This window comes from Stutzerimonas degradans (assembly GCF_024448505.1).
In the GTDB taxonomy this organism is placed as follows: domain Bacteria; phylum Pseudomonadota; class Gammaproteobacteria; order Pseudomonadales; family Pseudomonadaceae; genus Stutzerimonas; species Stutzerimonas degradans.
Genome location: NZ_JAMOHV010000007.1, coordinates 173,095 through 194,678, shown reverse-complemented (window position 1 = coordinate 194,678; position 21,584 = coordinate 173,095). Strand labels below are relative to the sequence as shown.

Below are 21,584 nucleotides of genomic sequence, written 5' to 3'. Positions count from 1 at the left end.
GTTCGAGGCGGCCGTCCGCCCGCTCGCTCAACGCATCAGGGTGCGAATGGAGCTGAGTCAGCATGAGGCGATCAAGCAAGCGGTGCGTGCCGGCTTCGGGCTGGGCTGCCTGTTTCGGCTGAGCGTCGCCGGTGAGTTGGGGCGTGGTGAACTGGTTGCACTGGCGACCGATCTGCCACTGAACCGTACGTTCTCGCTTGTCTGGCACCCTGACCGCTATCGCAGCCCGCTTTGGCAGGCTTTCAAAGTGTTTTTGCAGGAAGAGCGTTTGGGCGGCTCGCGTTCGGCTACGAACGCTAAATTCGACGTTCGCAACGAGGGCTGAAGGCGGGGGCTCCGTATGGCCGAGCCCGTGGTTGGGCAGCTTGGCCGCTCCCCTGGCTGATCTTCGCCGCTGCACCGGCTCGCGCCAGCGGTGCCTCGCTATTGGTGTGGGGAGCTGGCAGTTTCGAGCGACTAGCGGTCCGCCTGTCGCGGGCGGGCCGCGATGGCCTCGATCTCGAACAGCAGCCCCGGCAACGCCAGGGCGCTGACCTGTACGATGGAATCGGCCGGATAGGGCGGGCGGAAGAAGCGCTTACGCAGCGCGACGACGTCGGGAAAGCAGGCCATGTCGGTGACGAAGAGGGTGACTTTCAGCACGTCGTCCAGGGTGGCGCCGGCGGTTTCCAGCACGCGCGCAAGGTTGCCGAAGGCGCATTCGGCCTGGGCGATGAAGTCGCCTTCGCCCACGATCCGGCCCTGCGCGTCCAGCGCCGCCTGCCCGGAAATGAACAGCAGGTCGCCATAGGCGATGCCCGGCGACAGGGCAAACGGCGCGAAGGGATCGGGCAGCGGTTGTATCGCGGTCTTCTTCATGGATGGCTCGCTTCGCCGGCGATGCGCTTGAGACGGCGCCACAGCGTAGTCTGGCTGATGCCCAGGTATTCGGCGGCGAGGCTCTTGTTGCCGCCGAACTGCTGGAGGGCTTTGACGATCTCCTCCTGCTCGACTTGGTGCAGATGGCCGCCTTCGTCCACCTCGCTGATCGGGTTGAACAGTTCCGGCGCCAGCCGTGGCATGGCTTCGACTAGCGCGTCGCTGCTGCCATAGAGGCGCAGGGAGACCACCAGCCGCTCGATGATGTTTTCCAGCTGGCGTACGTTGCCGGGCCAGTTGTAGCGGCGGAATACCGGGGTCAGCGCGCGCGCCATGTCTGCCGGATCGACGTCCACCGCGTAGCGCTGGCCGGCGCGACGGACCAGGTATTCGGTGAGTAGCGGTATGTCTTCCATGCGTTCGCGCAGCGGCGGTAGCACGATGACGAAGGTGCTCAGGCGGTAGTAAAGATCCTCGCGGAAGCGCCCGGCGCGGACTTCGGCCTGCAGGTCGGTGTTGCACGCCACCACGAACTTGATGTTCAGCGCGATGGCGCGCTTGGCACCGACCGGCCGCACCTCGCGTTCCTGCAGCACCCGCAACAGCTTGGCCTGCTGCGGCAGCGGCATCGAGTTGATCTCGTCGAGGAAGAACGTGCCGTTGTTGGCGCTCTCGAGCAGGCCGGACTTGCCGCCGTTCTTGGCGCTGGTGAAGGCACCGTCGGCATAGCCGAACAGCTCGGACTCGAACAGCTCCGCCGGGATCGCTGCGCAGTTGATCGCCACGAACGGGCCCGCGGCGTTGCTGCTGGCGGTATGGATCTGCCGCGCCGCCAGTTCCTTGCCGGTGCCGGTCTCGCCGCGCAGCAGTACCGTGCCTGGGGTGGAGCCGTAGAGCATCAGTTGGCTCTGCATTTCGACCATGCGGCTGGATTGGTAGACCAGCCGGCGCTGCTGGTCGCTGGGCTGGGCCAGCGGCTGCGGATAGAACACGTAGAGCGAGCCGACGCCTTCGCCATCCACGTCGAAGGGGACCTTGTTCAGCGTGCACAGACGGTCGCCGAGCAGCAGACCCTCGGCGCTGAGGCTCTCGGCTTCGAGCACGCGCGAGTCGAGGATGCCATTCAGGCGACGGCGTTTGGGCAGACCGGGGATCAGGCTCTGTGCAGCGCTGTTCCAGGCCACCACCACGCCGTTGCGGTTGGTGACGACCTGCGGATTGGGGTTCTGCTCCAGCAGGAATTGCTCGGTGGCCGCCTGCTGGCGTTCGCGCTTGTACAGCCCGGCGTGGCGGATCGCCTTGCGCAGCAGGTTGCGGCAGGATTCGCGGGAGTAGACCAGCACCGATTCGAGCTTCCATTGGTCGGCCAGGTCGCAGACGTAGCTGGAACCGATAACCGCGCCGATGCCTTCGGCGCGCAGGCTGTGGAAGATCTCGTGAGCCTGTTCCGCCGTGCTGTAGGTGCGGTGGATCAGCTCCATGCCGCCGAACAGGCGCAGCAGCTCGATATTGGCTTCCTGGCGCTCGTAGGTCAGCAGCAGGGCCTTGTCGGCAACGCGGCGCGCGGTGAGGAAGGCGTGGATCAGGTCCGATTGCTCGACCTTTAGCGCCAGCACCGGGACGGGCAGAGTGTCCTGCAGGTAGAAGGCGTTGGCGCCGGCGCTGGCGAAAATGTCCACCTCCTGGCGCTCGACCAGCTCGCGGGCCACGCGCACCGCATCGTTGAAGATGTTGTCGACGATGGTGATGTTCGCCAGCGATTCGAATTCCGGGATCAGGCTGTGTACCAGACGACTGACCTTCGAATTGCCGATGAAGCAGATCTTCACCCGTTCCAGTTCTTCGTTCGCAAACTCCACAGCGCACCTCTTGTTCTTAGTATTGGTCGCGATGCATTCACCCCTTGAACAGCCAGGGTTCCTCCGCCTTTCGCATGTTCTCGTACGCTTTGATCCGGTCTGCAAAAGCCAGTGTTTCGCCGATTTCGTCCAGTCCCTGCAGCAGGCGCTGGCGTCGCCCTTCCTCCAGCTCGAAGTCCAGTTCGAGCTCCCCGACTTGCAGCCTGCGCTCGCTGACGCTGACCTGCGCGCAGATCCCGGGCTGGCTTTGCACGATGGCGAACAGCGTATCCACGTCTTGCTGCGCCAGCTGTAACGGAAGTACCCCGTTGTTGAAGCAGTTGTTACGGAAGATATCCCCGAAGCTGGGCGCTATCACGACCCGCACGCCAAAGTCCCGCAAGGCCCACACCGCGTGTTCGCGGCTGGAGCCGCAGCCGAAGTTGGCCTGGGCCAGCACCACGCTACCCTTATCCCACGGAGGGTTATTCAAGATACATGCCGGGTTGCGCCGGCGGCTGGCGATCGGCGTGTCGATCTCGCCGGGGTCCAGGTAACGCTCGTCGTCGAAGAGGAAATCACCGAACCCGCAGGCCTCCAGGCTCTTGAGGTACTGCTTGGGCAGCAGCAGGTCGGTATCGATGTTGGCGCGGTTGAAGGGGATGATCACACCTTCGTGTTCGCTCAATGGCTGCATCTCAAAAGCTCCCCAGGTCCGTGAGTTCGCCCATCACCGCGGCCGCCGCGGCCATCGCCGGTGACATCAGATGGGTGCGGCCGCCCTTGCCCTGGCGCCCCTCGAAGTTGCGGTTGGACGTGGCCGCGCAGCGTTCGCCGGGATTGAGGCGGTCGGCGTTCATGCCCAGGCACATGGAGCAACCGGGCGAGCGCCACTCGAATCCGGCGGCCTTGAAGATGCGATCCAGCCCCTCGCGCTCGGCCTGCAGGCGCACCAGACCGGAGCCCGGCACGACCAGCGCCTGGCGGACCCGCTCGTGAACGGTGCGCCCACGCAACACCTCGGCGGCGGCGCGCAGGTCCTCGATGCGGGCGTTGGTGCAGGAGCCGATGAAGATGCGGTCAACCGGAATGCCCGCCAGCGGCTGGCCGGGTTCGAGGCCCATGTAGCGCAGCGCGCGTTCCCAGTCGGCGCGCTGCAGGGCGTCGCGGGCCTGATCCAGGGTCGGGATGCGGCCGTCGATGGCGGCCACCTGCTCGGGCGAGGTGCCCCAGCTCACCTGGTTGCGGACCTCGGCGGCATCAATTTCCAGTTCGCGGTCGAACTGCGCCTCGGCATCGGAATGCAGGGTGCGCCAGTAGGTGATGGCCTGCTCCCAGTGCGCGCCGCACGGTGCCAGCGGACGCCCCTTCACGTAGGCCTCGGTCTTGTCGTCGTAGGCCACCAGGCCCACGCGGGCGCCGGCCTCGATGCTCATGTTGCACAGCGTCATGCGCGCTTCCATGCTCAGCGCGCGAATCGCCTCGCCGCAGAACTCGATGGCGTGCCCGGTGGCGCCGGCCGTGCCGATCCGGCCGATGATGTACAGGGCCAGGTCCTTGGCGGTGACGCCCAGGCCCAGGCGGTTGTTCACCTGGATGCGGAAGTTCTTCTGCTTGCGGCTGCGCAGCGTCTGGGTAGCCAGCACATGCTCCACCTCGCTGCTGCCGATGCCGTGGGCAAGCGCGGCGAGCGCGCCGTGGGTGGCGGTATGCGAATCGCCGCAGACCAGGGTGGTGCCTGGCAGCGTCAGGCCCTGCTCGGGGCCGACGACATGCACGATGCCCTGGCGCACGTCGTTGAGGGGAAACAGCGGCACGCCGAACTCGCGGCTGTTGCGTTCCAGCGTGGCGATCTGCTGTCGGGCGATGACGTCGCTGACGCCCTCGACGCCTTGCTCACGGCTGAGCGTCGGAACGTTGTGGTCCGGCGTAGCCAGGCTGGTGTCCAGCCGCCAGGGTTTGCGTCCGGCCAGGCGCAGGTTGGAAAACGCCTGCGGAGACGTCACCTCGTGCAGCAGGTGCCGGTCGATATACAGCAGCGTGGAGCCATCGGGGAGTTCGTCCACCCGGTGGCGCGCCCACAGCTTGTCGTAGAGTGTCTGCGCTCCCACGTTATCGTCCTCTGTCAGGGTTCAGTTCAAGTTGGACCAGGGAATCCACCGGTAGAGTTCGGCGCCGCTGGAGTCGGGCACCTTGTACCCGCAGTAGGCATCGAGTCGTCCTTCGGACCTGGGCTGGATCAGGCAATAGGGGCGGTAACAGGCCTCGTCGGTTTCCAGCTGTCGCAGCCGTGTACGGGCCTGTACCAGTTGGGTGCGCGCCGCTTCGTCGCGCCGATCCTCCAGCGCGGCGACGTTGGCGCGAAAGTGTTCGACCCAGGCCTGGGAATAGGCCCGGCAGGCGGGGGATTGGCTGACGATCGGCGAACTGTCGATCGCCTGCCGCTCCCCCGCGCAGCCGGCCAGCAGGACCAGGGCCGCGCAGCCGGTTTCACGCCAGTAACGCAAGGCAGTGCTCCAGCGGTCGCACATCGGCGTACTTCAGCTGCAGGTCGAACAGGTTGGCCTGATGCGCGGCCGGGTTGCGGTCGCCCACGGCCTGCTCGGGAATCAGCACGCGCAGGTCGTGTTGCAGGGCATCCACTGCCGTAGCGCGCACGCAGCCGCTGGTGGTCAGCCCGGTCACCATCACCCCGTCGACACCCGCGGCATCCAGCATGGCCTTTAACTCGGTACCGAAGAACGCGCTGGCCCAGTGCTTGACCACGATCGGCTCGCCGTCGCGCGGTGCCAGGCGCGGGTCGATCTCCACCAGCCGGCTGCCCGCGGTGAGCACATTCAGACTCGGCAGCTTCTCGCGAAATACCCGCGCCTGGTCCGGGTTGTCGTAGGCCACGGTGGTGAAGAACACCGGCCAGCCGCGCCGACGGAAGGCCTCCAGCAGTTGCCGGTTGGCCTCAATCACCTGCGGACAGTCGCTGGCCAGCGGGCTCAGGCCGGGGTCGGTGAACCCCAGGCTGAGGTCCACCAGCACCAGCGCGTAACGGCCGGCAGCCTGCAGCTCGGAAGATTGCAAGGACATGGTTCAGCTCCAGGTCGGCGTGGCGGGGGCGGGCAGGCCGGTTTCTTCCAGGCAGCGCGCCTTGAGCTCCTCCAGGCTGCCACCGCGATCGAACAGCGGCACCGGGCCACGGGCATCGATCAAGGCAGCGCGCAGCTCGTCCGTCGCGGCCTGATCCACGGCATCGTTGACGACCACCACGCCATAGCGGCGCGCGCCGTCGACGCTGACCAGTCCGCGCCGCACGTCGGTCAGCACCTTGGCCGGGTCGCGCTTGAACGGATCGCCCCAGCCGCCGCCACCCCAGGTGTCGAACAGCAGCAGGTCGCCGGCACTGACCCGGATGTTGTCGCACTTGGACGGCAGCATCTGGCGGGTGCCATCGGCGCGCAGCAGTTCCTTGCGGCTGCGCTCGCCCGGCTCGCCGCCGCTCACGCCCCACGGATAGGTCAGCCAGCGGTCGTCGTGGATGGAAATCTCGCCATCGGCCAGCATGCGATAGCTGACCCGCAGGCCGTTGCCGCCGCGATGCAGGCCGGCGCCGCCGGTGTCCGCCAGGGTCTCGTAGCTTTCGATGCGCAGCGGGAAGTAGGCCTCGACGAACTCGTTGGGCACGTTGGTGAAGCCCGGCCACAGCGAGTGGCCATCGGCGCCGTCGCCGGCCGGCCGCCCCGGAATACCGCCGAAGCCGATCTGGAACAGCTGGAACCATTCGCCGTTCTTGTCGTAGCCCGAGTACATGAAGTGCGGCGAATCGGAGAAGCCCGCGGCGTTCATTGCATCCGGCGCGCCCTGGCCGAGCAGGCCGCTCATCATGTCGAAGATGCGTCCCAGCGCGTGGGTCCGGCAGGACAGCGCGGCGGGGAAGTTCGGCTTGAGCAGCGAGCCTTGCGGGATGCGTACTTCAACCAGGTCGTAGAAGCCGTCGTTGAGCAGGATCGCCGGGTCGAACAGGCTGATGGTCAGCGCGCCGAAGAAGATCTTGAACATCTCCTCGTTGAGGTAGAAGTTCACCGACGACGGCGCCTGCGGATCGGTGCCGGTGAAGTCGAAGATCGCTTTCTCGCCCTCGCGCCACAGGGCGCAGCGCAGGGTGTACGGCCCGAGGCCGGCGCCGTCGTCGCAGATGTAGTCCTCGAACACCTGACGCTGCTCCGGCACCACGCGCTGGATGACCTCCTTCATCGCGCGGCGGGTGCGGTCGAGCATTTCCTGCTGGGCGCTGTAGAAGATGTCGTCGCCGAAGCGTTCGGCCAGTTCCACGCAGCGTTTGCCGGCGGTACGGCAGGCGGCGACGATGGCGTTGAGGTCCGAGCGGTTCCAGCGCGGCAGGCGCACGTTGTGCAGGATGACGTCGAGCATGTCGCTGTTCATCACGCCCTTGCGGTACAGCTTGACTGGCGGAATGCGGATGCCTTCCTCCCAGATCGAGGCGGCATTGGTCGGCAGCGAGCCGGGCACCTTGCCGCCGACATCGGACATGTGGCCGAACATGGCCGAATAGTTGATGACGCGGCCATCCTTGAAGATCGGCATCAGCACCAGCCAGTCCGGCAGGTGACTCACGGCGCCGTTGCACAGGTAGGGGTCGTTGGTGAGGAAGATGTCGCCTTCCTCGATCTCGCCGGTGTAGCTCTCCAGGAAGCCGGTGATGAACGAGCCGAACTGGCCGACGATCATCTTGCCTTCGTTGGTGGCGATCAGCGGGAAGGCATCGCCCTGCTCGCGGATGCCCGGGCTCATGGCGGTGCGGAACAGCACCGCGTCCATCTCGTGACGGGCGTTGCTCAGCGCGTTCTCGACGATGTCGATGGTGATGCTGTCCACCGCTACGCGTTCGAAAGGGGTGTTATTGGTCTGGGTGATACGCGCAACCATGATGCTTACTCCTGCGGCCGGATCAGCAGGTTGCCGACGCGGTCAACCGCCGCTTCGTAACCTGGGAACACAACGGTGGTGGAATCCATCTCCATGACGATGGCGGGGCCGGTCACGACCAGGCCGGGTGCCAGTCTGGCGCGGTCATAGAGCGTGGCGCTGTAGTTGTTGCCGGCGTAGTAGATCGGGCTCTGGCCGCTGACCGCCGCGGCGAGGTCCGGCGCGCTGCCTTCGTACTGGCGCTCGGTGATCTGCGGACGCGGCGCACGGGCGATCGCCCGCAGGTTGATCAGCTCGTGGGAATCGCCGAGCGAGAAGCTGAACAGCTGCTCGTGTTCGGCATCGAACGCGCCGGTGATCACCTGCAGTCCCTCGCTGGCCAGCCGTTCGCGGTCCACTTCCAAGGTCAGCTGCAAGGCCTGGCCCTGGTAGCGCACGTCGGCCTGATAGTTCAGCTGTTGCAGATGCGGCTCGACGCCCTGGCTGGCCAGCGACTGGCTCACCTGGCTGCTCAGCTGATCGAGGGTCTGCATCACTTCGTCCAGGTCGAGCTCGCTCAGGCGGCGGATGATCGAGCGCGACGCCTCGTCCTTGACCCGCGTGGTGGCGTCGCCGTAGGCGCAGAGCACGCCCGGCCCCGGCGGGATGATCACCGGCCAGGCGTTCATCAGGATGCCCATCGCATTGGCATGCAGCGGACCGGCGCCGCCGAAGCCGCAGAGCGCGAAGTCGCGCGGGTCGTAGCCCTGCTCGACGCTGATCAGGCGCAGGGCGCCGTACATGTGTTCGTTAGCCAGCCGCACGATGCCTTCGGCAGCCTCGAACAGCGATACGCCCATGGCATCGGCGACCCGCTGTACCGCAGCGGTGGCCAGGTCATGGCGAATCTGGAAATCGCCGCCGAGTTTCTGCACCGCCGGCAGGTAGCCGAGCACGACGTTGGCATCGGTCACAGTGGCCTGCTCGCCACCGCGATCGTAAGCCGCCGGGCCGGGCACGGCGCCGGCGCTTTCCGGGCCGACGCGCAGGGCGCGGGTCAGCTCCGGCACGCTGGCGATCGAGCCGCCGCCGGCGCCGACGGTACGCACGTCTACCGACGGTGCGCGCACGGCCACGTCGCCGACGCGGGTTTCGCGGCGGATGCGCGCCTGGTTGCCATCGATCAGCGCCACGTCGGTGGAGGTGCCGCCGACGTCGAAGGTCAGTACGCGGTCGAAGCCGCCGCGCGAGCAGAACCAGATCGCCCCGGCGACACCGCCGGCAGGTCCCGACAGCAGCAGGTTGACTGGGGTGTTGGCCGCCGACTGGCTGGTGGCCAGGCCGCCATCGGAGCGCAGGATGGAGAGCTGCGCGTGGCCGCCGATGCGCCGGTCCAGCTCGTTCTGCAGATGGCCGATGTAGCGCTCCACCTCCGGCCGCACGTAGCTGTTGACCACGGTGGTTTCGGTGCGCTCGTACTCCTGCATCTCCGGTACGACTTCCGAGGACAGCGACACGGGAATGTGCGGCATCACCTCGCTGGCGATCGCCATGATCTCGCGCTCGTGTTCGCCGTTGACGTAGGCGTTGACCAGGCTGATGGTCAGCGCCTCGATGCCGGCTGCGGCCAGCCGCGCGAGTTCCTGGCGGATCGCCTCGCGGTCCAGCGGCCGGACCACGCTACCGTCGGCGCCCATGCGCTCGTCGGCCTCGATGGTCAGCTCCAGCGGCGCCAGCAGCTCGCCCTTGTTCCAGATGACCCAGCCACCCAGCCCGCCCGGCACGAAGGAACGGGCGATGTGCAGCACCTGCTTGTAGCCGCGGGTGGTCACCAGTCCGACCTTGGCGCCGCGGCGGGTGAGGATGGCGTTGGTCGCCACGGTGGTGCCGTGCATCACGCAATTGATCTGCGCGGCGTCGATGGCGGCGATGCCGCAGATCCGCTCGATGCCGTTGAGTACCGCGACGGAAGGGTTGTGAGGAGTGGATGGGACCTTGGCGGTGAAGCTCTCGCCGGTCACATCATTGATCAGTAGCAGGTCGGTGAAGGTACCGCCCACGTCTACGCCCAAACGAAAACTCATGGTTGCTCTCCAAACGCTTCCTGATTCTTGTAGAGCCTGGCCGCCTTTGCGACGGCCAGGCCTCGCGCGCCCTAGCGAGCGATTTTTTCCAGTTCGCGCAGGTTGACGTTGTCCGCGGTGATCCCCGGAGTGTTCATCGTGGTGCCTTCGCCGAGGATGAAGACGGTGCCGTGGCGCCGCTGGTAGTCCAGGGTGAAGCCCGCGGCCGAGGTGATCGCAGTATCGCCGTCGGCCAGCTTGATGGTCTTGAGGTGGTAGTTCATCCACTTCCAGAACTGGCCTTTGCGGTCATACGCCTCGGCCTGGTAGAAGCGCGGGAACTCGGTGTCCATGTACATCACCTTGCGACCGTAGGGGTGCTCCGGCGGGGTGATCGCCTCGATGACCCAGACGTCGCGCGGCTCCCAGCCGTCCTTGGGGTTCCAGTGCGGCGCGTTGTCGAGATCGACGATGGGGAACTCGGCGTTGCCCTTGGCCTTGGCGTCCCAGGGGGTGGTGGTGGAGTTGGCCACGACCAGCAGCTTGCGCTTGCCGAGCAGCTTGTATTCCGGGTACCAGCTGGGGTGCGCGTTGAAGATCTCGATGTCGTCGTTGAGCTGGTCGGTACCGCCGATCGGGTCCATCCAGGTACCGCCGGACAGCCGGCGGGTGCGGCGCACCGACTTCACGTAGGCCCAGGAGTCCTCGAGCTTGGGCGAGTCGTAGCGGATGGTGAACAGGCCCAGGCCGCGGATATCGGAGGGGTAGGTCGCGTACAGCAGGGTCTTGGTGAAGATGCTGCCGTCGCCCTCGACCGGGTTGTCCACCCCCAGCCGGCCCTTCATCTGATAGCGCAGGAAGCGCCATTCCTGCTTGCGCTCCAGGCCACTCTTGCCGTCGACGAACAGGTAGGCGAACTTCGGGTAGTCCATCACGTTCTTGCCCGGCTGGGCGTAATGGTGGTTCCAGATCAGCTTGTCCGCCGCATGGGGATCATCGGCCTTCACCTCCGGGAACGGTATGCCGGCGACCCAGCCCTCCACCTGGCGGGTGTCGGGGTTGTACTTGGCCTTGCCGGCGTTGGCCTGGGTCGCCGCCATGTAGTCCTTGCCGAGCGTGACCGGCTGCGACGCCTTGAGAGTGATATTCAGGCCTTCCTCGCGGATCAGGGTCTGCATGCGCTCGGTGAGCAGGTCGGCGATGGCGGTGCCTTCGAAGGTATTGCCGAGCTGCTGCGCGAGGTTGGCGGCGTTGATCTGGTCGCCGGGCTTTAGCTCGGCGGCATGGGCGGTGAGCACGCTGGACAGGGCCAATGCAGTGGCCAGACAGCTAAGACGCATGTTCATTGTTTTCATCTCCTGGTCTTAGAAGTTGTAAGTCACGCGCAACGACAGCTGGTCGTTGCCGTTGAAGTAGCCGAACAGGTTGGTGTTGTTGAAGCCTTGCAGGGCACGGTCCTGGCTCTCGTCATCGAAGAAGATGTCGGCCTCGGCACGAATCCGCCAGTGGTCGCCGTAGGCGAACTCCACGGCCGGAATCACGAACGCGCCGCCGTAGGTCATGTCCGTACCCACGGCCAGACTCGGGTTGATCCGGTCGTTGTCGTAGTTCATGGCCAGGATCGCGGTGGCGATGGTGGAAAACTCCTTGGTACGGCCGCTGAAGCCGGCGGAGTTGACCAGTTCGTCGTCGCGGTCGTAGTCGGTGATCCAGGTGTTGAACAGCTGCACCGAGAGGAACGACGGCCGGCTGGTGCCGAGGAAGTGCTGCAGCGCGACCTGCTTGTCCAGGCGCAGCATGGTCTTGACCACGTCCTTCTCCTTGATGCCGCAGAAGCCCGGGAAGAACGCACAGCCGCCGGCTTCGCCTGCCTGCAGGCCGTAGTTGTACGGCGAGTCGGGGATGTAGGAGAGCTCGGTGGAGAACACCGAGTCGATGGACTCCATGTAGCGGTTCGCCGAGAAACCGAACACGTTGACGAACGGGTAGATCAGCTCGCCCACGGTGGTATCCGCGGCCGAGTTGTATTCACCCTTGTACGCGCCGCCGAACTGCGCGCCGCTGGCGGCGTCGCCGACACCCAGCGGGTTGTTCGGGTTGGGGTTGATCACCGGGTTGACCGACGGGCCGTGGAACCAGGCCAGCGAGTATTCCCAGTCGCCGAGCATCGACTTCCAGCGCAGACCGTAGGACGGATCGTCCATGTCGGCATCCTTGTGGTCGAAGTTGTACGGCACGTCGGCGCCGAAGGTGGCGGTGCGGAAGGTGATGCCCTTGTTCGGGTTGTTGGCCCAGCGGCCGCCATCCAGGTCGAAGCTGTTGCCGCGGTCATACGCGCCGTTGAGCTGGCCGGGGATGAAGATCAGCTGCAGGGTACCGCCGAGCTGGTTGAATTCCTCCTGCAGGTTGACCATCCACAGCGGCTTGCGCACGTCCTCGTTCTCCGGCTCGAGGAACGAGCGGATGCGCTGGTCGTAGCCGTGGATCACATCCAGCGACTGGAAGAAGTCGGTCTCGCCCCAGACCACCTGCTGCTTGCCCAGCTTCAGCGTGGTGGTCGGGGTGACGTTCGTCTGCCACCACAGCTCGCGCAGCTCTTCGCTGTTGTAGACGTCGTCCATCAGATCGACCTGCGACTTGCTGCGGTTGCTGAACAGGTCGGAGCGTGCGTTCTGGTCCATCACCTCCTGAAGGTCTTCCAGGTAGTCGGTCTCGTACTCGCGGTTCAGTCGACCGGAGACGAAGAACTGCGAGTCGCCGAAGTCCTTGAACAGGTTGAGCTTGAGGATGCTGCGCGCCATCGACATGTCGTAGCGGTAGTTGCCCTTGCGGTCCGCGCCGACCAGGCCGTTCGGATCCTCGCCATCCATCAGGTAGGGATTCTCGAGGTTCCAGGACAGGTGCATGCGCGCGTAGCCGCTGACTTCCCAGTTGTCGAAGAAACCGTCCTGTGCCATTGCCGGCCCGTGCACACCGGCCGCCAACATCACGGCGCTAGCTAACGGGGTTAAGTGCTTCATTCTTTTTTTCATTATCAGCCGCTCCATTGTGCTCGAGGTTTAGCGCGCGCCCGGTGGACTGGGCTTTTTTCGGTGTGCTGTGTTCGAAGATGAATTTCGGCTTGAACACCAGCGCCAGCGAAGGCATGACAAACAGGGAGGTGAGTGCCGAAACCATGAGCCAGAGCCCGATCAGCATGCCCATCTCTGCTTGGAAACGAAGGGAGGAGAAGGACCAGAACAGCACGCCGGCGGCCAGGGTGAAGGCCGTCAGCAGCACGCCGCGGCCGGCCGAGCCGAGCGATTGCAGCACGGCATCCAGCGGAGCGGCGTCGGGGTGCTTCTCCAGGTACTCCTTCATGGAGTCGACGATGTAGAAGGCGTAGTCCACGCCCAGGCCGATCCCCAGGGCCACCACCGGCAGCGTGCTGATGCTCATGCCGATGTCCTGCCAGGCCATGAAGGCGAAGGTGACGACGTTGGAGATCGCCACCGGGATGATGAAGAACACCCCGCTGACCGAAGAGCGGTACACAACCAGGCAGCACAGCACCACCACGAGGAAGGCCAGAGCCACCGCCTCGATCTGGTCGCTGAGGAGAATCTCGTTGACCGCCGCGATGATGCCGAGCACGCCACCGACCAGCTTCACCTCGGCACCCTCGATGGGGTTCTCGGCGATGAATTCCTTGGCGTAGTGGGTGGCCTTGCGCAGGGTGTCACCCTTGTGGTCGCGGAAGAACAGGGTGACGGCGCCGTTCTTGAAGTGCACGTCGCTGAACTGCGCCAGATCGCCCGGGTCGGCGCCCTGCATGTAGAAGCTGATCAGCTCGCCGTTCTCTACCTGGCTGCCGCCCAGTTCACGGAAGCGCGGGTTGCCTTCGTAGAGGTTGCGGCGGATGTCGACCACGATGTCGGCCAGCGAAATGGCGCCGCCGATCTCCTCCTGGCGTTCCATGTAGCGCGAGAAGCGCAGCATCCAGTCGAGCACCTGCGGCGTTTTCAGCGAGTCCAGCTCCTGGCCCTCGATCACCACGAACATCTGCTCGGAGCCGGGGTACAGGCGGTTGATCAGCGCGCTGTCCTGGTTGAAGGACGAGTCCTGCCAGAGGATTGGCGAACCATCGCTGGCATCGCCGATGGTCAGCCGGGTGGCCTCGAACACCAGCCCGGCCATCAGCAGGATCACCAGTGGCGCGATGTAGTAGCGGGTACGGCTGCGCACCACCCACTTGGCACCGGCCAGAATGGCGCGCATGAAGCCGTCCAGGTTGAACGGGTGGGCGTAACCCTGCGGACGCTTGATGAACGACAGCAGCGCCGGGGTGAGGAACACCGCCGACACAGTGATGGTCATCACCCACACCGCACCGACGATGGCGACCTTCTGCAGCAGCGGGATGGGCGTGAGGATCACGCACAGGATCGCGCCCGCGTCGGCATACAGCCCCAGCATGCTCGGCCGCCACAGCTCCTTCATGGTCTGCTCGGCGGCGCGCCGCGGATCGACGTGTTCACCGCCCAGCGTCAGGTCGTCGAAGCGGGTGATCATCTGCACCGAGTGCGACAGCGCCCGGGCGGTGATGATGAAGGCCACCACGATCACCAGCGGGTCGAAGTTGAAGCCCAGCAGGTTGCCGATGCCCAGCGCCCAGATCGCCGAAACCAGGCCGGCCAGCAATGGCAGGATGGTGCCGCGCCAGGTGCGGCTGAAGACGAACAGCAGCACCAGCATCGCGCCCAGCGACAGCAGCGACAGACTGACGGTCTCGCCGAGGTAGTGCGCCACCCAGCCATAGAGGATCGGCTCGCCCACCAGATGCAGCGTGACCTGATCCTGCACCTGCGAGGCATCGAGCAGCGTCTGGATCTGCGGGAAGATCTTGCCGTAGTCCACCAGGTGGTCGTAGAAGTCCACCTGGATCAGTGCCGAACTCAGCTCGCGGTCCACGTAGAGGCCGTACACCATCGGGTTGTTCAGCACCGCCTGGCGCAGCTCGTTGATCTCATCCCGGGTCTGCGGCACGTTCGGCCACATCATCGGCTGCGTCTCGATGCCCTCGCTGGAGGCGTTGACGCGCTTGAGCTTCTTCGACGCCAGCGAGGTGATCTGCATCGGGTTGACGCCCTCGACCTTCTGCAGGTCGTAGGTGATGCGGCGGATTTCCTCGAGGATGTCGCGCTCGAAGATTTCCCCCTCGCGCGCCTTGACCAGGATGGTGACGCGGTTGCTGGCCGCGAAGCTGTCCTGGTACTTGCGGTGCACCTGCACGTACGGATGGTCGTGGGGCACCATGTCGCTGAAGCGGGTGCGGATGTCCAGGCCGCCCAGTGAAGCGGCGAAGGCCACGGTGGCCAGCGCGATGGCCACGCAGACCATGACGCGATTGCGAATGGACCAGGCGGCCAGACGCGCGGTATAGCTCTTGACGCTATTCATCACGGGGTCTCCTTGATCAGCAGCCGAAGGTCTTGCGCTTCGAGCAGGCCGACCTGCTTGCCGACCAGCAGCACGCCGCGGTCGGTATTGACCAGGCGGCTGTGGTAGCTCTTGTCCAGGCTGGCCGGGCTCCAGCGCTGCCAGCCCTGGTCGGGCACGGCATTGCGGGTCTGGTAGAGCGCGCCGCGGTCGCCGGTGGCGATCCAGCGTTGCTCGTGGAAGGCCACGTCGTAGAGGTGTTCCTCGGTGAACGGCGGCAGCTCGCGCCAGTCCTGGCCGCCGTTCTCGCTGAGGTACACGCCGCCGCGGTTGCCGACGGCGACGCCGGTGTTGCCGTTGAAGTGCACCGCACGCAGGCTTTCGCTGCTCAGCTCTTGCACCTGCCAGCTCTCGCCGTGATCGACGCTGTGCAGCAGGCGGCCGAACTCGGCGGCGATCCACAGATCGCCGTTGGCGCCGGCGCGGATGCTGTTGAGGGTTACGTCCTCATCGATGCTCAGCGCTTGCCACTGGCTGAGGTCGGCATCGGCGCGCAGCAGGCTGCCCATCTCGCCGACCGCCCAGAAGTGACCGTCGATGAACGACACGTCGAGCAGCTTGGCCACCGAGTCCTCGCCCAGCAGCTGCTGTTGCTGCCAGCTGCCGTCAGCCTGACGGACCCACGCGCGGCCCTGGTTGCCAACCACTACCACGCGGCCATCCGGCGAGCTGGCGATGCCTTGCAGGTTGTCGCGGCCGGGGACCTCGGCACGTTGCCAGCTCTGGCCGTCGTCGGACGACTCCAGCAGCGCGCCGTTCTGGCCGACTGCCCACCAGTGCTGGCCCAGCACTTCGGCATCGAAGAACGCATCACGGGTTTCCAGCAGCGGCTGGTCCAGCGGATGCGGATTGACCGTCGGCTGAACGAACAGGGCCGCATAGGACAGCCCCCCGATGATGAGCCAGGGCGACAACCGCCCGGCCCAGCTGAGACTGGACTTAAGCATGCGTTGCCTCCCGATGTGCCTGATGCTGGCGCTGCAGCCAGCGGAAGCTGTGGCCGCCGAGCGGGGTTTCGGTCAGTGCCTGCCCCTGCTGCACCGCGTCCACCAGCGCCAGGCTGTCGATCCCGGTGTCCAGGCCCATGGCGTTGAGCATCAGCACCAGGTCCTCGGTGGCCAGGTTGCCAGTCGCTCCTGGTGAGAACGGGCAGCCGCCAAGGCCGCCGATGGAGCTGTCGAACTCGCGCACGCCAGCGTCGAGCGAGGCCAGCACGTTGGCCAGCGCCATGCCGCGGGTGTCGTGGAAGTGGCAGGACAGTCGCTCCTGCAGGCCCATGGAACGCAGCGGTTCGAGCACGCCGCGCACGCTGGTCGGATGGGCTGCGCCGATGGTGTCGGCGATGATGACCTTGTCCGCGCCGGCGTCGAAAAGCCGCTGGGTGAGGGCGATCACGCGCTCGGCCGGGGTGACGCCCTCGAACGGGCACTCGAAGGCGACCGCGACGTAGGCACGCGCCTCGAGGCCGTCGCGTCGCGCCTGCTGCATCAGCTCCAGGCATACGGCGGTGGTCTCGTCGAGACTCATGCGGATGTTGCGCTGGTTCATGGTCTCGGTGGCCGACAGCACCACAGCCACTGAACGAGCACCTGCGGCCCGCGCCAGCTCGTAGCCCTTGGCGTTGGGGATCAGCGCCGAATACGCCACCTGATCGGGCATCGGCAGGCGGGCGAACAGCGCGTCGGTGCCGGCCATCTGCGGCACCGCCTTGGGCGACACGAAACTGCCGACTTCGATGCTGCGAATGCCGGTGGCCAGCAGGGCCTGGATCATTTCCAGGCGCTGCTCGACGGTGAGGGTCTTGCCCTGGCTCTGCAGCCCGTCGCGCGGGCCGACTTCATTGACGACGATGCGCTCGCTCATGGCTCACCTCACCACCTTGCTGGCGCGCAACTGCGCGATGCGTGCGTCGTCGTAGCCGAGCAGGGTCTTGAGCACTTCGTCGGTGTGCTGGCCGAGCAGGGGCGGCGGGCTGAAGTGGTCGTCGCCGTCCACCGAAAGCTTGATCGGATTGCCCGGCGCGTTGACCTTGCCGCCCTCGGGGTGCTCGATCTCGACCACCATGCGGCGGTAGAGGATCTGCGGATCGCTCAGCGCCTGGCCGAAGTTGTTCACCGGGGCACAGGGCACGCGCACCGAACTCAGCAGGGCGACCCAGTGGTCGGTGGTCTGGGTGGCGAAGACCTCGTTGAGGATGCCTTCGATCAGCACCTTGTTGGCCAGGCGTTCGGGCTGGGCCTTGAACTTCGGGTCCTTGAGCGCCTCGATGTCGAGCAGGTTGACCAGGTTGTCCCAGAAGCTGTCGAAGATCACCGCGACGATGAGGAAGCCGTCCTGGGTCTTGAAGGTGTTGTACGGCACATGGACGAAGTGGCCGTTGCCCAGCGGCGTGGGGTTCTGGCCGCTGAGGAAGTACATGGTGGCCATGTAGTTGAGCATGCTGATTTGGCAGTCCAGCATCGAGATATCGACGTGCTGGCCGTGGCCCTTGGCGTTGCGCGCCTGCAGCGCGGCGAGCACGCCCATGACGGCGAACATGCCGCCGCCCAGATCGCCGATCGGAATGCCGGCCCGGGTGGGCTTGTCGGCATTCTCGCCGGTGATCGACATGCCGCCGCCGATGCCCTGCACCACCTGGTCGAAGGCCGGGCGCTGGTAGTTGGGGCCGTCCTGGCCGAAGCCGGTGACCGAGCAGGTGACGATGCGCGGGTTGATGGCCTTAAGGCGCGCGAAGTCGATCTTCAGCTTGGTCGTCACCCCGGCGCTGAAGTTGTCGAGTACCACGTCGGCGGTGCGGACCAGGTCGTAGAACAGCTCCAGACCGGATTCGCTCTTGAGGTCGATGCAGATGCTTTTCTTGTTGCGGTTGAGGGTGAGGAAGTACGCCCCCATGCCGTGCAGTGAATTGTTTGGGTCCTTGGCCAGCAGGGCGCGGGTACCTTCGCCTGCCAGCGGCTCCACCTTGATCGTGTCGGCACCAAGGTCGGCCAGGATCATGCCTGCATACGGACCGGACAGCATGTGGGTCAGATCGATGACCCTTATCCCTTCTAAAGGCTTGCTCATATTGTTTCTCTTATAAGTGCATTGGAGCCACGACCAGACCTTTGCAATTGCGCTGCCAACTTCGCGAAGTTTTTCTATCTTATTGATAGTTAAAGATTTATTTGCCGCGTGCAGCGGTCGCTCAGCCGCGCCGAGCTGCGCTGTTTTTCAACTTGAAAGGCGGGGTTTCACAGTGGTGAAAGGCTTTCGCGGACTGGCCTGACGAGGCGCCGCGCAAGCCGTCGATCAGCGGGAGGAGGCGGGCGTCGTGGCTGGTCGCTGGCTGAGCAGGATGCCGGCGAAGACGATCAGCGCACCGGCGAGTTGCAGCGGCGTCAGCGTCTGGTCCAGCAACAGGTAGCCGAGGCAGATGGCGGTCAGCGGGCTGAGCAGCAGGTAGACCGAAAGCTGCACCGGGTCCAGGCGCGGGAGGGCGCGGAACCACAGCAGATAAGGCAGCAGGGTGCCGAACAGGGTGAGGAAGCCGTAGCCGGCGATCTCGCGGGCATTTGGCAGCGGCAGCGGAAACTCCAGCCAGGCGGCCAGCGGCAGCAGCATCAGCCCGCCCAGCGTGAGTTGCCAGCCGACGTAGGGCAGGGCGGGGATGTCCAGTTTCCAGCGTTTCATCAGCAAGGTGCCGGTGCCCATGCTCGCCGAGGCCGCCAGCGCCGCGGCGGCGGCCGGCAGGTCCCAGTGCATCCGACTGGGCGCGACCAGCACCAGCAGCATGCCGCAAAAACCCAGCAGCGCGCCGGCGCTGATCAGCCGGCTGGTGCGCTGGCGAAACAGCAGCCAGGCCAGACCCCACACCAGCAGCGGCTGGGTCGATACCAGCAGTGCCGCCAACGGCCCGGCCAGGCGCGAGGCGGCGTAGAACAGGCAGGCATGGGTCAGCGCCATGCTCGGCAGGCTGATCAGCAGCAGCGGCTTCCATTGCCCCGGCTGCGGCCGGTAGCGCAGCGCGGCAACCAGCAGCAGACCGGGCAGCAACAGCCGGATCAGCGCCGTGGTCAGCGGCCGGTCGGTCCACAGCACCTCGGTGGTCAGCCAGTAGGTGGTGCCCCAAAGCATCGGCGCGAGGGCCGCGCCGAACAGTAGCTGGATGGACATGGCGATCCTTCTGCCGGGGAAGCGGCGCGCGCTAGCAGGTCAGCTTCGGCATGACCTGCTCGCCGAACAGGCGGATGCTCGGCACGAAGTCGGGGATGCTGAACAGGATGCCGTCCACCCCGGTTTGCGCCGCGATGTCATCGATCTTGCTGGCTACCGTGGCCGGCGAGCCGTGGATCACCGGCATGCCCATGAAGGCCAGGTTGCCGTCCTCGAAACTGCGCTGCAGGCCGCTGAGCATGCGGTTCGCGGTGCCGCCCGGGTTGGAGTCCAGCGCGGCGCTGGCGAGGATGTTGGCGATGGCGCCCTGGTCGGCACCGGCGACGATGGCTTCGCACTGCGCGCGCGCCTCGGCATCGGTTGGGGCCAGCACCAGTTGGAACAGCGCGTAGATGCCCACCTGCCGCCCGGCCTTGGCTGCTTCCTCGCGCATCTGCTCGCAGGCCGCGGCGAGTGCCGGCTTCTCCGCCATGATGAAACTGTGATCGCCATGCCGGGCGGTGAACGCCAGCCCTGCAGGCGACTGGCCGGCGCAGACGATGGGAATCTGTCGGCTTGGGCGCGGGTTGACCACGCAATCCAGCACCTCGAAGAAGGGGCTCTTGTAGGTCACCGAGGGCTCGGTCCAGAACTTCTTCACCAGGGTCAGGTAGTCGGCGGCGTACTCGTAGCGACGACCGTAATAGTCGTCACCCGGCCAGACCCCCATCTGCGTGTATTCGGGGCGGTTCCAGCCGGTCACCACGTTGAGCCCGCAGCGCCCGCCGCTGATGTCGTCGATGGTCGCCACCATGCGCGCGACCACCGCCGGATGCCGGGCAAGCACGGTGACGGTGGGGAACAGGCCGATGCGCTCGGTGACGGCGGCCAAACCGGCCATCAGGGTGAAGGTCTCCAGGCATGAATCCCAGTAGCCGGTTTCGCCGCCAAAGCCCTTGAACTTCATCATCGAGAGCACGAAGTCCAGGCCCTGGCGTTCCGCCTCCAGGGTGATCTGCTTGTTGTGCTCGAAGGTGGGCAGGTAGACCGGGCTGCCCTTGGACGGGATGTAGCCGTTGCTACCGTTGGGAAGGAAGATTCCGAACTTCATGACAGTCCTCGCTTGCGTGGCGGTGGGTTCAAAGGCCGTAGCGGAAGGCCGCGACCGGTTCCGGCAGGGCGCGGCGGATGTGGTCGAAGCCGCTGATGTAGGCCTGTAGCAGCTGCAGCGTGTGGTCGATGCGCTGCCGGCAGCGGGTTACCTCCGGGTTCGCCTCGTCGCTGCGCAGCACCGCCTGCACGTCGCGGACGATCAGGTGGTCGGGCAGGTAGCACGGGCGGAAATTCTTGAACGAGTAGCTGCGCAGCTCCAGCACCGGATAGAGCCCGCCGGCGCCACCGGACACGCCGCACAGCAGCACTGGCTTGTGCGCCAGCCAGGCGAGGTCCATGTACAGAAACCAGTTCTTCAACGCGGGCGTCGCCATGCCGTGCCACTCTGGCGAGATCAGGATCAGCGCCTCGGCGCTGGCGGCCTGCTCGGCGAACGGGTAGGGCACGCCTTCCTGCCAGAGCGGCAGGGGCGCGCCGCCCAGGTCGTGCAGGGCGACCTCCTCGGCGATCTCCAGCGCTTGCAGGCGCTGGCGCAGATAGTCGGCCAGGCGGGCCGACTGGCTGTCGGGCGAATGGCTGCCGGACACGATCAGGATCTGGGGCAACGGCATGGGTGGTTCCTTGCGGTTTTGCTCATGCTGCATGGAGCAATTAGTGAGCCAATTGTCTGGGGCCCCTGGTTGCTGGGGGTTCTGCGGTGTTCGGGGTGGGGTTGCGGTTCGCTTTGGAAAATTTCGTTCAACTTGCAATGGGTGCGTAGGTGCCCGGACGACGTCCCTGCCTAGGCGGCCCCGTCCTTCGCTCCTCGCTCGGCGTCCATGCCTCGCATCCCCCTACGCGACACCTCCACTCGGACTCCTGACGGGATCGGGGTCCGAGTCGCCTGGAAGATCGAGAAGCCGGTTGCGCTGCGCTGCGCTGCGCTGCGCTGTGCTTGGCTTTGGCTCTCGCTTTGCTTTTTCTCTGCACGGTCTGTCAGGCGGCACCAACCGCCCCTTTCAGAAGGGTGAGTGGAATCGTTGCGCAGAGGGGCGAGCCGCATGGATGCGGCGAGAGTCGTAAAGGGCCAAGGACGGCCCTTGTACGACGACCCTCGGAGCGACGATGGAACGAACGAACCCTGCGCGCAGCGCAGGGCCGGATGGAGGAGCAAGACTTTTTGGTTCCTTTTGGGGCGACTGCC

The 21,584-nt window shown here is 65.8% G+C and carries 18 protein-coding genes; 1 reads left to right on the top strand and 17 read right to left on the bottom strand.

All coding sequences use genetic code 11. The features are described 5' to 3' along the window. Positions 1-325: LysR substrate-binding domain-containing protein (locus tag NAV27_RS11690; protein WP_256055302.1), on the top strand; the 325-nt coding region annotated here is incomplete at its 5' end. A 131-nt stretch (positions 326-456) separates the two neighbouring features. Here NAV27_RS11690 and NAV27_RS11685 read toward each other — a convergent pair. The 17 genes from NAV27_RS11685 to NAV27_RS11605 form a co-directional block, all read right to left on the bottom strand. Beyond that, positions 457-858, bottom strand: coding sequence for a RidA family protein (locus NAV27_RS11685; RefSeq protein WP_102828276.1), 402 nt, complete (start codon positions 856-858; stop codon positions 457-459). After that, positions 855-2,717: a sigma 54-interacting transcriptional regulator gene (locus NAV27_RS11680; RefSeq protein WP_102828277.1), complete on the bottom strand. Its 1,863-nt coding sequence runs from the start codon at positions 2,715-2,717 to the stop codon at positions 855-857. The genes NAV27_RS11685 and NAV27_RS11680 overlap by 4 nt, the downstream gene beginning before the upstream one ends. Positions 2,718-2,754: 37 nt before the next feature. Next, positions 2,755-3,393 (bottom strand): 3-isopropylmalate dehydratase small subunit, encoded by a 639-nt coding sequence (leuD, locus tag NAV27_RS11675; RefSeq protein WP_102828278.1) that lies wholly within the window; start codon positions 3,391-3,393, stop codon positions 2,755-2,757. Between the two features lies 1 nt (position 3,394). Further along, complete coding sequence (gene leuC, locus NAV27_RS11670; protein ID WP_102828279.1) at positions 3,395-4,807, bottom strand: 3-isopropylmalate dehydratase large subunit; 1,413 nt, start codon at positions 4,805-4,807, stop codon at positions 3,395-3,397. Between the two features lie 21 nt (positions 4,808-4,828). Continuing rightward, positions 4,829-5,203, bottom strand: a complete 375-nt coding sequence (locus tag NAV27_RS11665) for an isopropylmalate isomerase (RefSeq protein ID WP_102828280.1) — start codon at positions 5,201-5,203, stop codon at positions 4,829-4,831. Then, positions 5,187-5,777, bottom strand: a complete 591-nt coding sequence (locus tag NAV27_RS11660; RefSeq protein ID WP_102828281.1) for an isochorismatase family protein — start codon at positions 5,775-5,777, stop codon at positions 5,187-5,189. The genes NAV27_RS11665 and NAV27_RS11660 overlap by 17 nt, the downstream gene beginning before the upstream one ends. A gap of 3 nt (positions 5,778-5,780) precedes the next feature. Then, positions 5,781-7,634, bottom strand: coding sequence for a hydantoinase B/oxoprolinase family protein (locus tag NAV27_RS11655; RefSeq protein WP_102828282.1), 1,854 nt, complete (start codon positions 7,632-7,634; stop codon positions 5,781-5,783). Between the two features lie 5 nt (positions 7,635-7,639). Then, positions 7,640-9,697 (bottom strand): hydantoinase/oxoprolinase family protein, encoded by a 2,058-nt coding sequence (locus NAV27_RS11650; RefSeq protein ID WP_102828283.1) that lies wholly within the window; start codon positions 9,695-9,697, stop codon positions 7,640-7,642. Positions 9,698-9,768: 71 nt separating this feature from the next. Beyond that, complete coding sequence (locus NAV27_RS11645; protein WP_197931610.1) at positions 9,769-11,022, bottom strand: DUF1329 domain-containing protein; 1,254 nt, start codon at positions 11,020-11,022, stop codon at positions 9,769-9,771. 18 nt (positions 11,023-11,040) lie between these two features. Continuing rightward, positions 11,041-12,696 (bottom strand): DUF1302 family protein, encoded by a 1,656-nt coding sequence (locus tag NAV27_RS11640; RefSeq protein WP_197931609.1) that lies wholly within the window; start codon positions 12,694-12,696, stop codon positions 11,041-11,043. Beyond that, complete coding sequence (locus tag NAV27_RS11635) at positions 12,671-15,115, bottom strand: efflux RND transporter permease subunit (RefSeq protein WP_102828286.1); 2,445 nt, start codon at positions 15,113-15,115, stop codon at positions 12,671-12,673. The genes NAV27_RS11640 and NAV27_RS11635 overlap by 26 nt, the downstream gene beginning before the upstream one ends. Beyond that, the gene (locus NAV27_RS11630; protein ID WP_102828287.1) at positions 15,115-16,101 is read right to left on the bottom strand and encodes a WD40/YVTN/BNR-like repeat-containing protein; all 987 of its coding nucleotides are present in this window, start codon (positions 16,099-16,101) and stop codon (positions 15,115-15,117) included. Before NAV27_RS11630 ends, NAV27_RS11635 begins: the two co-directional genes overlap by 1 nt. Then, a complete protein-coding gene (locus NAV27_RS11625) occupies positions 16,094-17,017 on the bottom strand; it encodes a hydroxymethylglutaryl-CoA lyase (protein ID WP_102828288.1) in 924 nt (307 codons plus the stop codon). Before NAV27_RS11625 ends, NAV27_RS11630 begins: the two co-directional genes overlap by 8 nt. A 3-nt stretch (positions 17,018-17,020) precedes the next feature. Then, positions 17,021-18,220 carry a CaiB/BaiF CoA transferase family protein gene (locus tag NAV27_RS11620; protein ID WP_102828289.1) on the bottom strand — a complete coding sequence of 400 codons (1,200 nt, stop codon included), beginning with the start codon at positions 18,218-18,220 and terminating at the stop codon, positions 17,021-17,023. A gap of 225 nt (positions 18,221-18,445) precedes the next feature. Further along, positions 18,446-19,309 carry a DMT family transporter gene (locus tag NAV27_RS11615; protein ID WP_102828290.1) on the bottom strand — a complete coding sequence of 288 codons (864 nt, stop codon included), beginning with the start codon at positions 19,307-19,309 and terminating at the stop codon, positions 18,446-18,448. 31 nt (positions 19,310-19,340) lie between these two features. Beyond that, positions 19,341-20,399, bottom strand: a complete 1,059-nt coding sequence (locus tag NAV27_RS11610; protein ID WP_102828291.1) for an LLM class flavin-dependent oxidoreductase — start codon at positions 20,397-20,399, stop codon at positions 19,341-19,343. 28 nt (positions 20,400-20,427) lie between these two features. After that, complete coding sequence (locus NAV27_RS11605; RefSeq protein ID WP_180981420.1) at positions 20,428-21,012, bottom strand: NADPH-dependent FMN reductase; 585 nt, start codon at positions 21,010-21,012, stop codon at positions 20,428-20,430. Positions 21,013-21,584 lie beyond the last annotated feature (572 nt).